This window comes from Microbacterium sp. Leaf161 (assembly GCF_001423645.1).
GTDB classification, from domain to species: domain Bacteria; phylum Actinomycetota; class Actinomycetes; order Actinomycetales; family Microbacteriaceae; genus Microbacterium; species Microbacterium forte.
This window is the reverse complement of sequence record NZ_LMOW01000001.1, coordinates 1,544,432-1,563,700: the sequence shown is the minus strand read 5'-3', so window position 1 is coordinate 1,563,700 and position 19,269 is coordinate 1,544,432. Positions and strand designations below refer to the sequence as shown.

Here is a 19,269-nt window from a genome sequence, read left to right as displayed (position 1 = left end):
ATGCCATCGCCGACCCTGCCGATGCAGAGCACCCCCACCATGCAGAGCACCCTCACCACGCCACGAGGCGCCGGCCGTGTCATCCGCGTGGCGCTGACGATGCTGCTGGTGGCCTGGTTCGCCCTGCCGTTCCTCCCCCTCGTGCTCTGGGCGTCCGCCGACGCCTGGTCGTTTCCGTCTCCCCTGCCCACGGCATGGGGAGTGCAGGGCCTCGAGGAGGCTCTGGGCTTCGGCCTGGTGCCGGGATTCGCCCGGTCCGTGCTGCTCGGATCGGTCGTCGCCGCGGTCGCCACACCGCTCGGCGCCCTCGCCGCGCGGGCGCTGACCTTCGGCACCGTCCCCTTCCCTCGCACGGTCTCGGCGCTGCTGCTCGCACCCATCGCCCTGCCACCGTTCGCCGCGGTCCTCGGCGTCAACGTGCTGCTGCTGCGCGCATATGTGCCTCCGATCGTCGGCGTGGTCCTGGTGCTCGTCGTGCTCGCTCTGCCGTACACGACGTTCGTGATGCGCGCGGCGTACGGCGCCTACGACCTGTCATACGAAGAGGAGGCGCGACTGCTCGGCGCCACGCCCTCTCAAGTGCTGCGCCGCGTGCACCTGCCGATGATCGCCCCCGCGCTCGCGCGGGCCGCGTTCCTCGCATTCCTCGTCGCATGGAGCGACTACATCGTGACGGTCATCGTCGGCGGCGGCGAGCTCGTCACCCTTCCGCTGATCGTGGCAGGAGCCGCCGCCGGTCTCGGCAACGACGCCGCCGTCGCCGTCATGTCCCTCGGAGCGGTCATCCCCCCGGTGCTCCTCCTCGTCGGCGTCCTGACCCTGCGTGGATCCGGCCGAGCCGCTGGCGGAAGGCGCCGCAGGCCATCCGCTCCCCCGAACACCACCTCCGCCGCCTCGTCTTCCCACCCCACGACCCCAGGAGCTTCCGCGTGAGCGCCGACCTCGTCCTCGACGGACTCGACAAGAGATTCCCCGGCTCGCCGACGCCTGCACTGCGGGCCTTCTCTCTCACGGTGGCCGCCGGCACCTGCACGGCCGTGCTCGGCCCCAGCGGGTCGGGCAAGAGCACCCTGCTGCGCGTCATCGCCGGACTGGAAGACCCGGATGCCGGAACGGTGCGCATCGGCGGCACGGATGTCGCCGGGGTCGCGGCGGAGCGTCGCGGAGTCGGGATGGTCTTCCAGCGCTCGCTGCTGTTCCCGCACCTCTCGATCCTCGACAACGTCGCGTTCTCCGACCGCGTATCGGGCATGAGCCGCAGGGCAGCGCGATCCCGCGCCGACGACTACCTCGAGATGGTGCAGCTGCAGGGGTTCGGCGAGCGCCGGGTCGGCGAGCTGTCAGGTGGTCAGGAGCAGCGGGTCGCGATCGCTCGGGCTCTCGCAGCTGAGCCGTCGGTGCTGCTGCTCGATGAGCCGTTCAGCGCTCTCGATCCCGCGCTGCGCAGCGACATGCACGACCTTCTCGAGGCCGTGCGCCGCGCGGTCTCGCCCACCATCGTGCTGGTCACACACGATCGAGACGAGGCGGCACGGGCGTCGGATCGCATCGCCCTGGTCGAGCACGGCGTGCTGCTGCACGAGGGCACCGTGCGCGAGGCGTACCGCCAGCCGCAGAATCTGCGAGCGGCGCAGCTCATGGGAGGTCGGAACGCGATCGTCGGCGAGGTTCGCGACGGGCGTCACCACAGCGCGCTCGGCTCGGTGCCGGTGCCGCCTGAGACACCGACAGGTGCCGGAACCCTCGTGATCCGGCAGGAGGACGTGGCCGTGCTCGCAGACGACGGCGATCGGGCGGCCCCGTCGGGCGCGATCTCGGGCGTCGTGGAGTCGGTCCGGGTGACCGGTGCGCGGTCCGACATCGTCGTGCGCTGCGGTGGCGCCGCGCTGCATGCCGAGGCGCCACCGACGCAGCGGTGTCAGCTCGGCGACCGTGTGCGGCTCGGGCTGCCGACCACCGCCGTGCACGTGATCGCCGGCTGATCCCGCCGCCGACGCCGGGCTCCTCGGCGCAGACGGCCGTCGCGGATCAGCGGGTGGTGGCTCGGGACGCGCCCGTCTCCCGCACGCCCGTGAGACCTGAAGGCCGAGAGACCACCTGCGGTTCGGCGCCGTCGCGGACCGAGGGGATCGGCAGCAGTCGTCGCAGTTCGATGTTCTCGATCGGGTCGAGAACGGAGTGCTGCACGCACGCCGGAACCAGGCGCCCGTCCTCCGGGTGCGCCATCGCGTACATGCACGAGCCGAGGCGCTCCTGCGTCTCCTTGAGCAGCGGGTCGTCGGCGACGATGCCCTGTTCCATGAGCTTCCACGCAGGATCGACCTGCTCGGCATCCATGAAGTTGTGCACCACGAAGGTCTTGAACGAGACCTTGCCTCGGCGTGCCTCACGCAGCACGCGACGCAGTCCGCCGGCACGGCGGAGCACGCGTCGGGCGAGACCGAAGAGCGGAGGGATGTCGCCCGGGTGGCCGGCGATCGCACGGACGACCTTCACCACGAGCACCGGCTTCGGGATGCCGCCGAAGATCATGCCGCCGAAGTGGTCGAGGAATCGGTCGCGCGCCGCGATGTCCTTCGGGTCGTCGGGGTCGAGCAGCGCCGCGAAACCGCCGCCGACACGCACGCCGACCGTCGACCGGTTGCACCGCGGGTCGCCGAACTGCGTCGCCTGCCAGGGCAGCTTGTGCCCCGCACCCGCCTCGATCCGCTCCCACACGGCGTCGATCGTGACCTCGCCGAAGTCCTCCCGCCACCGCCGATCGTCGCCGATGAACGCGGCCGGCTGGAAGGACATCATGTCGAACGGCATCTCGAGCACGTCGCGGGTGACCTGCTCGACCTCGTCGACATTCGACGGCGTGACGGTCATGTTGTGCGCGAGGTAGCTGTCGACGCCGTGGTCGCGCTTGAGATCGATGAACATCTGCGCGAACTTCTCGCGGAACGGATTGAGCTCGGCCTCGCTGTGCGGCCGCACCGCACCCTTGCGCCCCCGCATGAGCGAGTCGAAGTGGGCGGCGAACGACACCTTGTCGAACCTCGGCTTGCGATCCTCGTCGAGCACCACGTCGAGGAGGTAGTCGTATTCGAAGTCACCGTGGGTCATCGACATCGGCTCGCGCCCGACCGCTCGCATGGCGAGAAGCGCCTGGGCGTGGTCTTCGGCCGACAGCAGGCTGACTTCGCCGCCGATCAGCTGCGCGTGAGCTCGCGGCCCCCGCACCTGGCGCAGGTAGGACATCTGTCGCGCGACGTTGTCGACCGTGTGGTCGCCGTCGATGCGCACCTTGTTGGCGTCAGCCGAGTGGTAGCAGGGCGAACACGTGAGGTTGCACTTGGGGAAGACGCCGTGCGTTCCCTCGCATCCCACGGCGCAGCGTCCGAGGAGCTGGTTCGGCGTCTTCGCATGCTCTGGCAGCTCCGACCAGCGGATGGCGAGAGCGCGGCGCGTCTCGGGATGGATCGGGCGCGTCTCGAGCTCGATCCGCTTGAGCGTCTGTGCGAGTCTCATGGGCTTCCTCTCGACCAGGCGAGCGTCCGCACCGTCGACGGGCTCGATGTCCGAGAGTTGTTCGACGCCGAACCGATCTCGGATTGCATCCGATTCTCGCATCACGTCCGGTCGAGCGGGGCGCGGTAGATCCCGCACCCCGCTCATGGATCACAGGGTCGCGAGGATGGCCTTCATCGTCGCGATCTCTGTGGTCTGCGTGTCGATGATCGTCTCAGCCAGTGCGACGGCGTCGCTGTTCTGACCGTCGTCGACTTCGTCCTGCGCCATATCGATGGCGCCTTCGTGGTGTTCGATCATCTGCTCGAGGAACAGACGGCTCGCCTCGGCGCCCGTGGCATCGTCGAGGGCCTGCATGTCCTCGTCGGACATCATGCCGTCGCCATGGTCCATGCCGCCCATGTTGCCCATGTCGGCGTCCCACTCTTCGAGCCACTGATCCATCGTCTGGATCTCGGGCTCTTGAGCGGCCTTGATCTCTTCGGCTAGCGAGACGACGCGCTCGTCGATGCCCTCTTTACTGAGGATGGTGTCGGACATCTCGACGGCTTGCTCGTGGTGCTCGATCATCATGCGGGCGAACATGATGTCTTCGGTGTTCGCGTCGGCGGATGCAGAGGAGCCGCTGCCGCCATGCATGCCATCCATGCCGTTGTCGGAGCCGGTGGTGACGACGCATCCGGAAAGCGCGAGAAGTGCGGTGAGCATGAGCGCGGCGATCGCCGCGGGGCGGATTTTCATGAGTGTTCTCCAAGGGTCGGTGATGAGGCCCGACGGTTGCCGGTGCCAGGTGTGCGTTGCCTGCTGAGCAGGCTGGCGCGTCATCACGTGCGACTGATGCAGAGAACCGTGAGAGAGGGGGGTGGCGGAAGGTCGTGAGCACGAGCGTGCCACTGGGGCGTCGTGGTGGCCGGGATCACGGTCAGCGGAGTGTGTCTCCAGCCGAGCCCTGCCCGCCTGAACAAGATGGTGGCGACCAGCAGTGCGAGCACGCACGCCATCCACGTCATCGGGTCGCCGCCACCGCACGTCGCACACCCTTCGGTTGTCGCCGGTGAGCTCGGCAGCAGGGCGGCGGATGCGGCGGATGCGGCGTCATGATGATGCTCGGATGCTCCGGACTGCGCGCTGACAGCAACCGTGCCATGATGACCGGCTGTCGTTGCGTGCGAGTTGAAGGAGTGCATCGCGAGGAGCCCGGCGATGATTCCCAGGGAGATCACGAGGGCGGCCAGGACGGCGCGGGTGAGCGTGCGCGGTCCGCTCACCTGTCGCGCGACATCGATCAGCGACATACTCACCTCCCGTTCTGCCCAGCCTACGACGGTCACCCTCTGCGGTTCTCGTCAGTTCCCGATCACGGCATCCGGGCGCAGATCCAACCGGCGCAGCAGCTGCGCGTTGAGAGCGACCACGATCGTCGACAGGGACATCAGTACCGCGCCCACGGACATCGGCAACACGAACCCGATGGGAGCGAGCACGCCGGCGGCGAGTGGGACGGAGAGAAGGTTGTAGCCGGCGGCCCACCAGAGGTTCTGCTTCATCTTGCGGTAGCTGGCGCGTGACAGCTCGATCACCGCGAGCACCGACCGGGGGTCGTCGCTGGCGAGGATGACGCCGGCGGAGGCGATCGCGACATCCGTCCCGGCGCCGATGGCGATACCGACGTCTGCCTGCGCGAGGGCGGGGGCGTCGTTGACACCGTCTCCGACCATCGCAACCCTGCGGCCTTCGTTCTGCAGCTCTTTCACCTTCGAGGCCTTGTCTTCGGGTCGGACGCCGGCGAAGTACCGGTCGATGCCGAGATCTCCCGCCACCGAGGCGGCAACCGCGTCGGCGTCACCGGTGATCATGACCACCTGCACGCCGCGCTGGTGGAGGGCGTCGACTGCGTGACGTGACTCCGAGCGGATCTCATCCGCCAAGCGCAGCGCTCCGGCGACCTGTCCGTCGACGAGCACGTGGAGGATGATCGCACCCTCGTCACGCCACTCATCGGCAACGGGCAGCTCGGAGGCGTGCCCCTGCTCGAGCATGTAGGGGCCACCCACCTGCACGACGTGTCCGTCGACACGTGCACGGACCCCGACCGCCGGGGAGGATTCGAAGTCGGCTGACGAGGGGACCGTGAGGGTCTTCTCCTTCGCCGCGTTCACGATCGCGCGAGCGAGAGGGTGCTCGGAGTCGGCCTCCGCGGCAGCGGCCCACGCCAGCAGCTGGTCGGGATCGGTCCCGGCGACCGGGTCGATCGCGGTCACCGCGGGGGTGCCCTTGGTGAGGGTGCCGGTCTTGTCGAACAGGACGGTATCGACGGTGCGCATACTCTCCAGCGCGAGACGGTCCTTGATCAGCACGCCCCCACGGGCAGCGCGCTCTGTCGCGATCGACACGACGAGCGGGATCGCCAGACCGAGCGCGTGCGGGCAGGCGATCACCAGCACGGTGATCGTGCGGATCACGGCGGCGTCGGGCATGCCGACGACGGTCCAGACGATGGCGGTGATCGCGGCAGCGCCGAGCGCGAACCAGAACAGCCATCCCGCCGCCTTGTCAGCGAGTCGCTGCGCCCGCGAGGATGAATTCTGCGCCTCGGTCACCAGCTTCTGGATTCCCGCGAGAGCAGTGTCCTCACCGATAGCGGTGATCTCGACCCGCACACCGGAATCGGTAGCGACGGTGCCGGCGATGACCTGGTCGCCGTCGCTGCGGCGCACGGGCCGGGACTCGCCGGTGATCATCGACTCGTCCATGCTGGCCGAGCCCTGCACGATCCGTCCGTCCGCGGGGACCCGCCCGCCGGGGCGCACCACCACCACGTCTCCCACCAGCAGATCAGACGGGGCGACCGTGACGGTCGTATCGCCCTCGATCTTCTCCGCCTCATCGGGCAGCAACGCAGCCAACGAGTCCAACGCTGAGGTCGTCTGTGCGAGGGATCGCATCTCGATCCAGTGACCGAGCAGCATGATCACGATCAGCAGCGCCAGCTCCCACCAGAAGTCCAGCTCGTGATGGAGCAGCCCGAGACTCGCGCCCCATGACGCGAGGAACGCCACCGTGATCGCCAGGGCGATCAGCAGCATCATTCCGGGCTTGCGTGCACGGAGCTCACTCACCGCGCCGGTGAGGAACGGGGCCCCACCCCACACGTACATGACGGTTCCGAGAACCGGGGATACCCACCCGACCCATGCGGCCTCTGGCAACGAGTACCCGAGGATCATCGAAAACATCGTCGAGAACCCGACAACGGGGACCGCAAGGATCAGCATGATCCAGAACAACCGCCGGAACTGGCCCACGTGATCGCCGTGGTCCGCGTGACCGCCGTGACCGGCGTGTTCTTGAGGAGCGCCGTGGTCGTGGCTCATAGCCGCGTGGTCGTGCTGCACCGTCGGCGCGGTGCCGTGATTCTCGTTCACGGCGTGATGGGTGTGCTCGTCGTGCTGGCTCATCAGAACTCCTTGTTCGATGCGCCCGGGGTCGAGCCGGGTGCGGACGGATAAGTGAATCAGGCCTGGCTCCGCGTCGCTGCGAGAAACCATGCGTGTCACCGCGGGATGACACTCCGGAACCCCCGCAGGCGCAGGCTGTTGCCGACGACGAAGACGCTCGACAGTGCCATCGCTGCGCCGGCCAGCATGGGGTTGAGCATTCCGAGCGCGGCGACAGGGATGGCCGCGACGTTGTAGGCGAAGGCCCAGAACAGGTTGGTCTTGATGGTTCCGAGGGTCTTTCGCGACAGTCGGATCGCGTCGACCGCGCTGCGCAGGTCTCCGCGCACCAGGGTGATGTCGGATGCCTCGATCGCGACGTCCGCCCCGGTGCCCATCGCGATGCCGAGGTCGGCCTGCGCGAGTGCGGGGGCGTCGTTGACGCCGTCACCGATCATCGCGACGACCTTTCCCTCGCGCTGCAGTCGCGTGACGACGTCGACCTTGTCCTTCGGCAGGACTTCGGCGATGACCTGGTCGATCCCGACCTCTGCCGCGATGCGCCTGGCGACCGCGGCGTTGTCGCCGGTGAGGAGGATGGGGGTCAGCCCGATCGCCGTGAACTGGGCGATCGCTTCGGCGCTGCTCGGCTTCACCGTGTCGGCAACGACCAGGATGCCGCGCGCCTGCCCGTCCCAGCCCACCGCGACGACGGTCTTGCCCTCGCCCTCGGCGCGGGCCTTCGTCGACGCGAGCTCGGGGCTCAGCGTCTGCGACCACTCGGCGAGGAGCGAATCCCGTCCGACGAGCACGGCGTGACCGTCGATGATCCCCTGCACTCCCTTGCCCTCGATGTTCGCGAAGTCCTCGGGCGTCGGCAGAGTCCCGACCTCCTGGGTCGCACCCTTGGCGATGGCCTGGGCGATCGGGTGCTCCGAGGCTTCCTCCAACGCGCCGGCCAGACTCAGGAGTTCCGCGCGGTCGGTGCCGGGCTCGACGAACACGTCGACGAGCGTCATCTTGCCGGTGGTCACCGTGCCCGTCTTGTCGAGCACGACGGTGTCGACCGTGCGGGTGGACTCCAGCACCTCCGGCCCCTTGATGAGCACTCCCATCTGCGCACCCCGCCCGGTGCCGACCAGCAGCGCGGTGGGGGTCGCCAGGCCCAGCGCGCACGGGCACGCGATCACGAGCACGGCCACCGCCGCAGTGAACGCCGCGGTCACGGGGAACCCCGCGCCGAGCCAGCCACCGAGGGCGACGACGGCGATCACGATCACGATCGGCACGAAGACGCCCGAGATCCTGTCGGCGAGACGCTGCACCTCGGCCTTACCCGTCTGAGCGTCTTCGACGAGCTGGGCCATCTGCGCCAGCTGCGTGTCAGAGCCGATCCGGGTGGCGCGCACGACGAGCCGGCCGCCGACGTTGGTCGTGGCACCGGTGACGGCGTCGCCCTCTGCGACCTCGACAGGCACCGCTTCACCGGTGAGCATCGATGCGTCGACAGCAGACGTGCCCGAGACCACGACGCCGTCGGTCGCGATCTTCTCGCCCGGCCGCACGACGAACTCGTCTCCCACCTGCAGATCCTCGACCGGGATCTTCGTCTCCACGCCACCGCGCAGCACGGCGACGTCCTTCGCGCCGAGCTCGAGCAACGCGCGCAGGGCTGCGCCGGCCTGCTTCTTCGACCGCTTCTCGAAGTAGCGCCCGGCGAGGATGAACATCGTCACCCCGGCACCGACCTCGAGGTAGATGTTCGCCGCCCCGTCGGAGGGGGCGAGTGCGAACTCGAACGGGTGGGTCATGCCGGGAGTTCCGGCCGTGCCGAAGAAGAGCGCGTATAGCGACCACAGGAATGCGGCCGATGTGCCCAGGGAGATGAGCGTGTCCATCGTCGCGGTGCCGTGCCTGAGATTCATCCACGCCGCCCGGTGGAAGGGCCAGGCACCCCACAGGATCACGGGGGCCGCGAGTGCGAGCGAGGCCCACTGCCAGTACGTGAACTGCAGCGCCGGGATCATGGCCATCGCGATCACCGGCACGGTCAGCACGATCGCGCCGATCAGACGGTTGCGCAGCGACCGCAGCTCAGGATCCGAGTCGGCATCCCCGGCTGAACCGACGTCGTTCTTCGAGCCCTTCGGGGCGGGGATCGACGCGGAGTACCCCGTCTTCTCGACCTCCGCGATCAGCGCCGCCGGGTCATACCCGTCCGGCACGGTGACCTTCGCCTTCTCGGTCGCGTAGTTGACGGTCGCCACGACACCATCGAGCTTGTTCAGCTTCTTCTCTATCCGCATCGCGCAGGAGGCGCAGGTCATGCCGCCGATCTCCAGTTCGACTCCGGTCCCTGCGTTCGCAGGTGCTGACGTGCTCATGTTCGTTCCTTCTCTGGCTTGTGGCTGTGGGCCGCAGCGATCAGCTGCGGCAGGGACGACGGCTGACGGTCAGTGTCCGTCGTCGTGCGAATCGCCCTCGGTTTCGGTCACGCCCTGTGCGTGAGCGGCATCGAGCACGAACTCGGCCGTATGCACGGTGCCGTCGACCTGGAAGTCGAGGTACAGCAGATACCGCCCCGCGGTCGGGGCCTCTGCGGCGAACTCGATCTCGGGCCCCGACGTCTCGCCCGTTTCGGGCTCGTCACCCGCGGCGTGCACGTGCAGGTACGCGAGGTCGCCGTCGCGCAGCGCCACCAGGTGGCCGAACGCGCCGAGATACGGCTCCAGGGTGGTGACCGGGCGACCGTCCTGTGTGACCGTCAAGGTGAGATCGCTCGCCACTCCTGCTTCGAGGTCGCCGTCGAGCGAGACCGTGAAGCCATCGACCTGCGCGACGCGGGTCGGCTGCGGCGCGACGGGTGCGAACTCGCCCGCCACCTGAACCGTGCGAGTCAGCGTGAGCGATGAGGCATCGGCACCTGCCGGGGTGAAGTCCGCGAACACGCGATAGGTTCCGGCCTCCGTCCACTCCCACGACAGGGACCACGTTCCCGTGGCCGCGTCGAGCACCGGATGGACATGACGGAACCGGCTCCCGTCCGAGCGCACCACGATCAGGTGCAGGTCCTTGTCGTGCGCCGTCGCATAGTCCGTGACGGGGACGCCGTTGGCGTCGTCGATCCGGAACGCCAGCGCACCGGGTTCACCGGGGGATGCCGGCGCCTCGATCGGCGACAGCACATAGCCGTCGAGACCGAGCGACAGGCCCTTCAGGTCGACTGCGGCGGCACTCGCCGAGTCATCCGCGCCGACAGCACTCTCGGCGTGACCATCGTGATCATCCATTTCCGCACCCTTCGTCCAGTCGCTGACCGCGCTCGCGGGAACGATGACGCCGGCCAGCCCGAAGGCCGCGCCGAACGCCACCACGAGGCCCGCCCCGAACAGGCCGAGCCGTGCGCCGGCGTTCATGCCGTCCGCACCGCCGAATAGCCTGCCTCTGCGACGGCGGCCAGGATCTGCGCATCGTCGAGCGCTGCCGAGCCGGTGACGACGAGCTTTCCGGTCTGCGCGCTCACCTGGATGTCTTCGACGCCGGGGATCTCGGAGACCTCTTCGCGCACCGACATCTCGCAGTGGCCGCAGGTCATGCCCGTCACCTGGAACTCGTTCTTCGTCATCATGTCTCCCTCTCTCGTTCTAGTACCCCTGGGGGGTATTAAGAACAAGCGTATACCCTCTCGGGGTATTCCGCGATGGGTCGATGACTTGGCGCGACCGCAGCTGTCGCGCGCGAGGTCGTGCCGCTAGGTCAGTACGCCTCCTCTGCGACGGCGACGCGCACCTCGCGCAGCGCTCCCCCCACGGCCGCCAGCGAACAGGTGCGATGCGAGGAGGCGGGGATCAGCGCGGTGAGCACCCGATCGCCGTCTTCCGCGAACAGCTCCAGCGACGCCACCCGGTCGTTCAGCGCGTCGATCCAGATCTCCCAGGCGATCTCGCCCGCGCGCGCGACGGGCATCGACATCGACCCGCCCACCCCCGCGGGCGGAACCACGTCGGGTCGGACGACGTCGATGCGCCCGCTCGCGTGGCTCTGCCGGATGACGACCTCGCCGGCATCCGCGGCCCCGATGCGCAGTTCGACGCTGTCGGCGTCGCCGAACGTCGCCGTGACACGGATCCGCACCGCATCCGCCAGTGCCGCATCCGCCAGCGCAGCATCCGCCAGCGCAGCATCCGTCGACCCCGCACCCACCAGGCCCGCGGCCACAGCGACACGACCCGTCAGCGAGCCGAGCTCGGTGATCTCGTCAGGCCCGACCTCGATCGCCGGCGCCTGCCGCAGACGCACCGCGCCGCTGCGGTCGCGGGCGAGCGAGAGCCTGCGCGGAAGGGTCATCGCGCTGCGGTACTCGGAGGAGTCATCGTGCGGGATGCTGCCTGCGTATTGCCAGTTGTCCATCCAGGCGATCAGCGTCCGCTGGTGCGCGGCGAGGCCGTCGAACGTGACGCCGGCGTAGCAGTCGGGGCCGAAGTCGATCCAGCCGAACGCCTCGAGCTCGTCACGCGACTGACTGCGGTCGACCAGGAGCTCCGGCGCGGGAGCAGGAAGGGGCGCAGTCGGCCGGAAGGTCGTGCCGTCGAAATCACCCACGACGTAATGGGTTCCCGAGCCTCCCGCGATGCCTCCCGGGTTGAGGCTGATGAGCAGCACCCACCGCGCATCGGCCTCGTCACCGTCGACCGCCAGCCTGAACATGTCCGGGCACTCCCAGACCCCGCCGACGGGGCCGGCCGGACCGTAGGACGACAGATAGGTCCACGTCTTGAGATCGTCGGAGCGGTGGAACAGCACCTGGCGGTCCTCTGCCTCGACCGCGACCATGACCCAGTAGCCGTCGCCTCCGTCGTCGTAGCGGAACACCTTCGGATCACGGAAGTCGCTCGTGCCCCGGTCGAGCACCGGGTTGCCCCGATACTTCGTCCAGACGTATCCGCCGTCGGTGCTGTACGCGAGCGCCTGCGCCTGGTGCTCGTCCGCGGCCGCCGTATAGAGCGCCACCAGCGGGGGCTCCTCGACCGTGCCGAACCCTGAGGTGTTGCCGTGATCGACCACGACGGAGCCGGAGTAGATCTGCTCCGTGTCGTCCCAGAGGATCGCCGGCTCGTGCTCGGTCCATCGCGCGAGGTCGGTGCTCGTCGCATGGCCCCAGCTGAGGTGGGCGTGCTCGCCGCCCTGCGGGTTGTACTGGAAGTACAGGTGGTACAGACCGTGGTGGAAGACGAGACCGTTCGGGTCGTTCATCCAGTTGTTGCGCGGAGCGAAGTGCAGTCGCGGGCTCATGGTGCGGACCGGGGGAAGGTCAGTGGGGGTCACCGGGGCAGTCGTCTTTCTACTTGATGGGGGCGTGCGTCATTTGCCGACGCCCGCCGTGAGTCCTTCGCGCAGAGGCTTCTGCCCGAAGAAGAACACCAGGAGTGCGGGGATCATCGAGAGGATCACACCGGCGAGCACCGTCGAGACGCTGCCGGTGCCGAGGTTGCCCTGCAGCGTCACCAGGCCGAGTGGCAGCGTGAAGTTCTGATCGCTGATGGTCATGATGAGAGGTCGGAAGAACTCGTTCCAGTGATAGTTGAAGGCGAGGATGCCGACGATCGCGAGCCCGGGGGTGGCCAGCGGCAGATAGACGCCGAAGAACGTGCGCCAGGGCCCGGCCCCGTCGAGCTGCGCGGCCTCACCCAGCTCGGTCGGGATGCCCATGAAGTACTGCCGCATCAGGAACGTGCCGAACGCGGTGGGGAGCGCAGGCACGATGAGCGCGAGCAGGGTGTCGGCGAGCCCCATGCCCCTCACCAGCATGAACACCGGGACGATCGTCACCTGCAGCGGAACCATCATCGTCGCGAGGATCAGCGCGAACATCAGCCTCTTGTGACGGAACTCGAACTTCGCGAACACATAGCCGGCCATCGCGGCGGAGAGCATCTGGCCGGCAGCGACCAGCAGCACCACCAGAGCGCTGTTCCACGCGTAGAGCCAGATCGGGATCTTGGTGAAGACGTCGGCGAAGGCGCCGAAACCCACGTTGACCTCTTGGGTCGCGCTGTCGGTCGGCGACAGCGCCGTGATCAGGGTCCAGACGACGGGCCCGAGGGTCAGCAGAGCCGCGAGTCCGAGCAGGGCGAACTTGCCGCCCGTGCCGAGGGTGTAGAGCCAGGAACGCTTCGTAACCGCTGTCGTTGTCATGATGGGCCTCACCCGTAGAAGACGAATCGGCGGCTCAGCCGGAACTGGATGGCCGTGACGAGCATGATGAGAAGGGTCAGCACGATGCCGATGGCCGACGCTCCACCGAAATCGAGCTGTCGGAACGCGGACTCGTAGATCACCATCACGGCCGTGCGGGTCTCGTCACCGGGGCCACCGCGCGTGAGCACCCAGGGCTGGTCGAAGATCTGCAGGGCGTTGATGATCGCCATGACGGATGCCACGAGCAGTGTCGGACTCACCAGGGGCAGCGTGATCATGCGGAACTGGGTCCATCCCGCCGCACCGTCGAGTGAGGACGCCTCGTAGACCTCACTCGGGATCGCGGCGAGCCCTCCGATGAAGAGCAGGAACGTGAACCCGAAGTTCTGCCACACGTAGACCAGGAGCACCACGACCTTCGCGCCGAATCCGGTCGTCAACCACCCGACGTCCGCGATGCCGATCAGATTCAGCGTCTGATTCACCAGGCCGAACTCCTGGTTGAACAGGTACGCCATGATCAGCGAGACGGATGCCGCCGACAGGATCAGCGGGAAGAACAGCGCCGACCGGAAGAAGGTGCGCAGCCAGCTCGGCATCCTCGACTGGACGAGCACCGCGAGCACCAGTGCGACCCCGAGCTGCAGGATGACGGCGACGACGACGAAGCCGATGGTGTTCAGGAACGACACGCTCACCGTCGGGTTGGTCGCCAGGTCGACGAAGTTGTCGAACCCGACGAAGACCGGGTCGGAGATGATGTCCCAGCGGAAGAAGGCCAGGACGAACGATCCGATGATCGGGACGAAGTTGAACAGCCCGAGCCCGATGAGGGTGGGCGCGAGGAAGACCCAGATGATCGATCGCCCCGAGCGGGCGACCGTGCCGGTCTCGCGCCGGGACCCCGGCGGCACGGTGAGAGTGCGGGTGGTGTTCTCGGACATCAGTTTCCCCCCAGCGCGAGCTCGAGATCTCGCTGCATGGTCTCGAGCCCTCGACGGACGCCGGATGGGCCGTTCGTGATGGTCGACACCACGTTCTTGAGCAGAGCGGACTCGACGGCGGCCTGCTGGGGAGGTGCCGGCATCGGACCGGTGTCGGGGAACCTGTCGAGCGTGTCGTAGAAGACCTCCCAGTGCGCAGGCCCCACCCCCGCGCCATAGAGCTCGGCGTTGAGGGAGCGACGAGGGAGCGATGAGTCGGGCTTCGGGTGGGCGATCGTCATGCCCTCGACCGAGACGCAGTACTTGAGCCACTCCCATGCCTCGTCCTTGCGGGGCGAGGTCTCCATGATCGCGTAGCCGCCCGCCCCGAACTGGTGCCGTTGCCCCGACATCCTGGGGAAGTAGGTCACGTCATAGGCGTCGTTCGCGACGCCCGCTTCCTCGAGGCCGCTGACCCAGAAGCCTCCCGCGGGGGTCATCCCGACCGAGCCGGTGGAGAACAGGGAGACCAGCTCGTTTCCGCCGCCCTGTGCGGGGTTCGCCGCGAGACCCTCCGAGACCATCCGCTCGAGCACCGAGAAGCTCTCGATCGCGTGCTCGTTGAGCGCGTCGGCCTGCTTCCACAGATAGCCGCCGCTGCGGGCCGGCTGGCCGGGGTAGAAGCGGTCCCACAGCCAGTCGCCGCCGCTCGCCTTCTCCTCGTGCAGGAAGCTCGTGTTGTTGACATACAGCCAGGGGACGACGCCGCCCCACAGCCGGTTGTTCCAGAAGTACGGCAGGAACTGCCCCGAAGCGCTCTTCTTCATCGCGCGGGCGGTGCCGAGGAAGTCCTCCAGCGTCCAGTTGTCGGCAGGGCGTTCCAGCCCCGCGCGCTCCAAGGCCTTCGTGCTGTAGAAGACGTTCGCCGCATTGAAGTTGTCGGGCATCTGGAACAGGCTGCCCTGGTACATGAACGCCTCGATGAGGGTCGGATTCACGTCGTCGAAGTACTCCTGCATCTCCGACGCGTCGCGGCGCACATACTCGTCGAGAGGATGCGCGAGGCGCGACGCGAAGAGCTGCGCCCCCTCGGTCGCCACCGTGACGACGTCGGGCGGCGTGCCCGCCGCGATCATCGTGAGGATCTTCGCGAAGTACTCGCTCCAGTCCTGTCCTTGAATGGCCACGATGCGCACGGTGATGCCGGGGTGCTTGCGCTGGAAGCCGTCGACCAGCGCCTGACGCGCCACCGCGTCCTGCGCGGTGCCGAAGAGGGCGACGGTCAGAGTGTCTGTGCCGCGGCCGGGGATGTCGGCTCCGGTGAGCCTCGGCCACGAGACGACGGTGCCCACGATGCCCAGACCGATCGCGCCGAGCAGAGCCCTGCGAGTGAGATCAACCACGATGTTCTCTCCTGAGTGAATGACTTCGCAGCGAGGCAAGTGAGTCCCGACGACGAAGCTAAATTGATTCAGCATCGCCGAGGTTAGCATTGCCGATGGGCGGCCGCAACGATTTTGCTAAATCAATTCAACCGGCGCGGTTCCGCGGCACCACGTGCACTGCCTAAGCTGGAGATGTCACGACAGGAGGATGCCGGTGCCGAAGAAGGTCGATCGCAGGCCCACGCTCGCCGACGTCGCCGCGCTCTCGGGCATGTCGAAGACCGCCGTGAGCATGATCCTCAACGACCGGCCGGGTTCGCGCCTCTCCGCCGATGCCGCTCGTCGGGTTCGCGCCGCCGCCGAGGAGCTCGGCTACCGACCGAATCCCGCGGCCCAGAGCCTGCGCTTGGGAAAGACGAAGACCCTCGGCTTCATCTCGGATCAGATCACCGTCACCCGCTACGCCTCCGAGATGATCCGGGGCCTGCTGTCCGCGGCGAAGGAGCACGGGCACACCGTGCTGATCGCCGAGACCGAGGGCGACGACGCCACCATCTCCGACGAGATCCAAGCGATGATCGACCGCCGGGTCGACGGCATCCTGATCGGACTCCTCGGCGCCCGCATGATCGAAGTGCCCGAGACACCCGCCGACGTGCCGGTCGTGATCGTCAACGGCACGTCGACGACCGGGCACCCCTCCGTGCTCCCCGACGAGCGCGTCGCGGGCCACGCGATGGCGCGCCTGCTCACGGATGCCGGCCACCGCCGCGTCGGCGTGATCGGCAACAACCCGCATGCGGTCTCGTCGCCCCTGCACTCGGTGACCATCGGCCCGAGATTCGACGGCATCCGCGCCGCCTTCGCCGAGGCCGACGTCGAGCCATTCATCATGGACGTCCCCGAGTGGAACCCCGACATCGGATACACCCGCACCCTGCAGATGCTCGACGCGCACCCCGACCTCACGGCGATCCTGGCCGGCAACGACGGTGTGGCTTTCGGCACGTATCAGGCGATCGCGGAGCGAGGGCTTCGCGTGCCCGACGACATCTCCGTCGCCTCCTTCGACGACGAGGAGCTCGCCAGCTTCCAGCGTCCGGGGCTCACGACCGCGCGACTCCCCTACGACGTGATGGGGCGCACCGCGGTCGAGATGCTGCTCGGCGAGCGGCCGCTCGGCGCCGTGCTCATTCCGATGCCGGTCATCGAGCGCTCCTCGATACGCACCCTGGATCGACCCTCGCAGATTCATTCAGACGAATCCATCTCCTCTCCGGAGGCGTAGGCTGGAAGCCGAGGACGGACCGTCCGAGAAGATCTCCCGGCACCGCGACCGTCCGGAAGAGGAGTCACTCGTGGCTCAGTACGACGTCTCGAACCGCTCGGCGATCGTGACGGGAGCAGGCAGCGGAATCGGACGCTCGACCGCTCTCCTGCTCGCTCAGAACGGCGCATCCGTCGTCGTCAACGACCTGAACGCGGAGCACGCGAACGCGGTCGTCGATGAGATCCGCGCCGCTGGCGGCACCGCCGAGGCATCGGTCGGCGATGCGACCGACACAGCCTGGATCGCCAGCTCGGTCGAGCTCGCGAACACGCTCGCCCCGCTGCGCATCGGCGTCAACAACGCCGGCATCGGCGGAGCATCCGCCCCCACCGCCGAATACGACGACGCCGCGTGGGACAAGGTCATCTCGATCAACCTCAACGCCGTCTTCCGCAACATGAAGGCGCAGATCCCCTCGATCCTCGCGAACGGCGGCGGCTCTGTCGTGAACATCGCGTCGATCCTCGGCAGCGTCGGCTTCGCGAACTCGCCCGCCTACGTCGCCGCCAAGCACGCGGTCGTCGGGATGACCAAGTCGGCCGCGCTCGAGTACTCCGCGCAGGGCGTGCGCGTGAACTCGGTCGGCCCCGGCTTCATCGACACCCCGCTGCTCGCGAGCATGGGCGAAGAGGCGAGGGCGTTCCTCGTGAGCAAGCACCCGATCGGCCGTCTCGGCCAGGCCGACGAAGTCGCGAACCTCATCGCCTTCCTCGCCAGCGACGCCGCCAGCTTCATCACCGGCAGCTACCACCTCGTCGACGGCGGCTACACCGCCCTCTGAGGTTCGGTGGCCGCGCGCGGGTCTCGCAGTGCGGCACATCTGCAGGACGAAAGCACGGATGCAGGACTGAACCACCCGCATGATCCCGCATCCGTGCCTCGGTCCTGCATCCGACACCGGTCAGGCCCCACATCCGCCGGCATCCGGCCCCACCTCCGGCGTCGCAGCCCAGGCGCCCCGGCCCGCCGCAGGACGAAAGCACGGATGCCGAGCGAGATCGGCGATCTCGCCCTGCATCCGTGCCTCGGTCCTGCATCCGGCACCGACCTACCCGTCGATACCGGATCGGACCACCGAGGGCACGCCCCGTCAGGCGAGACGGTCCAACCGCAGCGTGGCCGTCGCGCTGTGCGCGGCCATCCCCTCGGAGTCGGAGATCACCTGCACGGCGTTCGCGAGCTCGGGTGTCGCCTCCCGGCTGATGCGCTGATAGGTCAGCGGCTTGAGGAATCGCGACACCGAGAGACCCGCGCTGTGCTTCGCCCCACCGGCCGTCGGCAGCACGTGGTTGGTGCCGGCCATGCCCTTGTCGGAGTAGGCGACGGTGCTCCAGGGCCCGATGAAGATCGAGCCGTAGTTGCGCAGATTCTCGTGGTACCACTCGTCGTCGGCCGTGAGCAGCTCGAGGTGCTCAGGAGCGAGGTCATCCATGAGGGCCGCGGCGGTCTCGCGATCCTTCGCGACCGTGACGACACCGTAGTCGCGCCAGGCGGCACCCGCGATGTCGACGGTCGCCAGCGTCTCGAGCTGTCGTTCGATCTCAGCGATCACGGCGTGGCCGTGCTCTTCGGATGTCGTGATGAGCGCCGCGGGCGAGTTCGGCCCGTGCTCCGCCTGCCCCAACAGGTCTGCGGCCACGAGCACGGGGTCGGCGGTCTCGTCGGAGATCACGGCGACCTCGCTCGGACCCGCGAGCAGGTCGATCGCGACCGTGCCGAAGAGCTGACGCTTGGCCTCGGCCACGAATGCGTTGCCCGCGCCGACGAGCATGTCGACGGGCAGATCGCCGAGCAGCCCGTAGGCCATGGCCGCGAGCGCCTGCACCCCGCCGATCACGAACACGCGATCGACGCCCGAAAGGTGCGCGGCGTAGACGACGGCGTCGTTCGCTCCGCCGTCGGGCTGCGGAGGCGTGCACGCGATCACGGTCGGCACACCCGCCGCCTTCGCCACGCCCACGGTCATGAAGGCGCTCGCCGTGAGCGGGAATCGACCGGCCGGCAGGTACGCACCGACGCGCGAGACGGGGATGTACTTGGCGCCGGTCACGATGCCGGGAACGAACTCGGTCTCGAAGTCGGTCAGGTGCTCGCGGGAGGCGCGCGCGAACGCCTGCGTGCGCTCGGCCCCCAGTTCGATCGCCGCGCGCAGATCCGGGTCGAGGCGGTCTCCGCTGCTCGCGATCTGCTCGGCGGTGAGCTCGATGTCGGCACCCTGGTAGTTGTCGAGCGTGCGTGCGTAATCGAGCACGGCATCCAGACCGCGCTCGCGGATGTCGGCGAGCATGCTCGTGACGGTCTCGATGACGGCCGGATCGCGCTGCGCGGCGGGTGCGTCGATGAGCGGGGTCTTGAGGTGATGGAAGTCGCCGTCGTAGCGGGCGAGGACAGCTGAGGAGTAACGCATGCAGGAAGGCTAGATCCGCTGCATCCACGAGACAAGCCTGATGATCCGTGGCGATCCATCGGGTTTACCATTGGCT

At 68.2% G+C, this 19,269-nt stretch carries 16 protein-coding genes; 4 read left to right on the top strand and 12 right to left on the bottom strand.

Annotated features, from left to right (window positions below):
* Together ASF87_RS07670 and ASF87_RS07665 are read left to right on the top strand one after the other, a co-directional pair.
* On the top strand, positions 1–933 hold the full coding sequence (locus ASF87_RS07670) for an ABC transporter permease (protein WP_082508800.1): 933 nt from the start codon (positions 1–3) through the stop codon (positions 931–933).
* Positions 930–1,982, top strand: coding sequence for an ABC transporter ATP-binding protein (locus ASF87_RS07665; RefSeq protein WP_056375364.1), 1,053 nt, complete (start codon positions 930–932; stop codon positions 1,980–1,982). The genes ASF87_RS07670 and ASF87_RS07665 overlap by 4 nt, the downstream gene beginning before the upstream one ends.
* A 46-nt stretch (positions 1,983–2,028) precedes the next feature.
* Here the strand turns inward: ASF87_RS07665 and ASF87_RS07660 are convergent, their stop codons facing one another.
* The 11 genes from ASF87_RS07660 to ASF87_RS07605 all read right to left on the bottom strand — a co-directional run bounded on the left by ASF87_RS07660 (position 2,029) and on the right by ASF87_RS07605 (position 15,474).
* On the bottom strand, positions 2,029–3,513 hold the full coding sequence (locus ASF87_RS07660) for a hypothetical protein (RefSeq protein ID WP_200933712.1): 1,485 nt from the start codon (positions 3,511–3,513) through the stop codon (positions 2,029–2,031).
* A 150-nt stretch (positions 3,514–3,663) separates the two neighbouring features.
* On the bottom strand, positions 3,664–4,254 hold the full coding sequence (locus tag ASF87_RS07655; RefSeq protein WP_056375363.1) for a DUF305 domain-containing protein: 591 nt from the start codon (positions 4,252–4,254) through the stop codon (positions 3,664–3,666).
* Positions 4,255–4,337: 83 nt separating this feature from the next.
* Positions 4,338–4,808, bottom strand: a complete 471-nt coding sequence (locus ASF87_RS07650; protein ID WP_056375362.1) for a hypothetical protein — start codon at positions 4,806–4,808, stop codon at positions 4,338–4,340.
* 51 nt (positions 4,809–4,859) lie between these two features.
* Positions 4,860–6,971, bottom strand: coding sequence for a heavy metal translocating P-type ATPase (locus tag ASF87_RS07645; protein ID WP_164481680.1), 2,112 nt, complete (start codon positions 6,969–6,971; stop codon positions 4,860–4,862).
* Between the two features lie 95 nt (positions 6,972–7,066).
* The gene (locus ASF87_RS07635) at positions 7,067–9,334 is read right to left on the bottom strand and encodes a heavy metal translocating P-type ATPase (RefSeq protein ID WP_056375360.1); all 2,268 of its coding nucleotides are present in this window, start codon (positions 9,332–9,334) and stop codon (positions 7,067–7,069) included.
* Positions 9,335–9,403: 69 nt separating this feature from the next.
* Positions 9,404–10,366 carry a hypothetical protein gene (locus tag ASF87_RS07630; protein ID WP_056375359.1) on the bottom strand — a complete coding sequence of 321 codons (963 nt, stop codon included), beginning with the start codon at positions 10,364–10,366 and terminating at the stop codon, positions 9,404–9,406.
* On the bottom strand, positions 10,363–10,575 hold the full coding sequence (locus ASF87_RS07625; RefSeq protein WP_056376405.1) for a heavy-metal-associated domain-containing protein: 213 nt from the start codon (positions 10,573–10,575) through the stop codon (positions 10,363–10,365). The genes ASF87_RS07630 and ASF87_RS07625 overlap by 4 nt, the downstream gene beginning before the upstream one ends.
* Positions 10,576–10,706: 131 nt before the next feature.
* Positions 10,707–12,275: a glycoside hydrolase family 32 protein gene (locus ASF87_RS17690; protein WP_056375358.1), complete on the bottom strand. Its 1,569-nt coding sequence runs from the start codon at positions 12,273–12,275 to the stop codon at positions 10,707–10,709.
* Positions 12,276–12,311: 36 nt separating this feature from the next.
* On the bottom strand, positions 12,312–13,145 hold the full coding sequence (locus ASF87_RS07615; protein ID WP_056375357.1) for a carbohydrate ABC transporter permease: 834 nt from the start codon (positions 13,143–13,145) through the stop codon (positions 12,312–12,314).
* An 8-nt stretch (positions 13,146–13,153) separates the two neighbouring features.
* A complete protein-coding gene (locus ASF87_RS07610; protein ID WP_200933709.1) occupies positions 13,154–14,092 on the bottom strand; it encodes a carbohydrate ABC transporter permease in 939 nt (312 codons plus the stop codon).
* On the bottom strand, positions 14,092–15,474 hold the full coding sequence (locus ASF87_RS07605) for an ABC transporter substrate-binding protein (protein WP_056375356.1): 1,383 nt from the start codon (positions 15,472–15,474) through the stop codon (positions 14,092–14,094). Before ASF87_RS07605 ends, ASF87_RS07610 begins: the two co-directional genes overlap by 1 nt.
* A 196-nt stretch (positions 15,475–15,670) precedes the next feature.
* On the opposite strand from ASF87_RS07605, the gene ASF87_RS07600 reads away from it, so the two are divergent.
* Complete coding sequence (locus ASF87_RS07600) at positions 15,671–16,744, top strand: LacI family DNA-binding transcriptional regulator (protein ID WP_056376403.1); 1,074 nt, start codon at positions 15,671–15,673, stop codon at positions 16,742–16,744.
* 70 nt (positions 16,745–16,814) lie between these two features.
* Positions 16,815–17,567 (top strand): SDR family NAD(P)-dependent oxidoreductase, encoded by a 753-nt coding sequence (locus tag ASF87_RS07595; RefSeq protein WP_056375355.1) that lies wholly within the window; start codon positions 16,815–16,817, stop codon positions 17,565–17,567.
* A gap of 309 nt (positions 17,568–17,876) precedes the next feature.
* Here the strand turns inward: ASF87_RS07595 and hisD are convergent, their stop codons facing one another.
* Positions 17,877–19,193, bottom strand: a complete 1,317-nt coding sequence (hisD, locus tag ASF87_RS07590; RefSeq protein ID WP_056375354.1) for a histidinol dehydrogenase — start codon at positions 19,191–19,193, stop codon at positions 17,877–17,879.
* Between the last annotated feature and the right edge of the window lie 76 nt (positions 19,194–19,269).

Coding starts and splice junctions, on each gene's coding strand:
- ASF87_RS07655 (WP_056375363.1), bottom strand. CDS start 4,254: ATGAAAATCCGCCCCGCGGCGATCGCCGCGCTCATGCTCACCGCACTT.
- ASF87_RS07670 (WP_082508800.1), top strand. CDS start 1: ATGCCATCGCCGACCCTGCCGATGCAGAGCACCCCCACCATGCAGAGC.
- ASF87_RS07630 (WP_056375359.1), bottom strand. CDS start 10,366: ATGAACGCCGGCGCACGGCTCGGCCTGTTCGGGGCGGGCCTCGTGGTG.
- ASF87_RS07660 (WP_200933712.1), bottom strand. CDS start 3,513: ATGAGACTCGCACAGACGCTCAAGCGGATCGAGCTCGAGACGCGCCCG.
- ASF87_RS07650 (WP_056375362.1), bottom strand. CDS start 4,808: ATGTCGCTGATCGATGTCGCGCGACAGGTGAGCGGACCGCGCACGCTC.
- ASF87_RS07610 (WP_200933709.1), bottom strand. CDS start 14,092: ATGTCCGAGAACACCACCCGCACTCTCACCGTGCCGCCGGGGTCCCGG.
- ASF87_RS07625 (WP_056376405.1), bottom strand. CDS start 10,575: ATGACGAAGAACGAGTTCCAGGTGACGGGCATGACCTGCGGCCACTGC.
- ASF87_RS07635 (WP_056375360.1), bottom strand. CDS start 9,334: ATGAGCACGTCAGCACCTGCGAACGCAGGGACCGGAGTCGAACTGGAG.
- ASF87_RS07615 (WP_056375357.1), bottom strand. CDS start 13,145: ATGACAACGACAGCGGTTACGAAGCGTTCCTGGCTCTACACCCTCGGC.
- ASF87_RS07645 (WP_164481680.1), bottom strand. CDS start 6,971: ATGAGCCAGCACGACGAGCACACCCATCACGCCGTGAACGAGAATCAC.
- hisD (WP_056375354.1), bottom strand. CDS start 19,193: ATGCGTTACTCCTCAGCTGTCCTCGCCCGCTACGACGGCGACTTCCAT.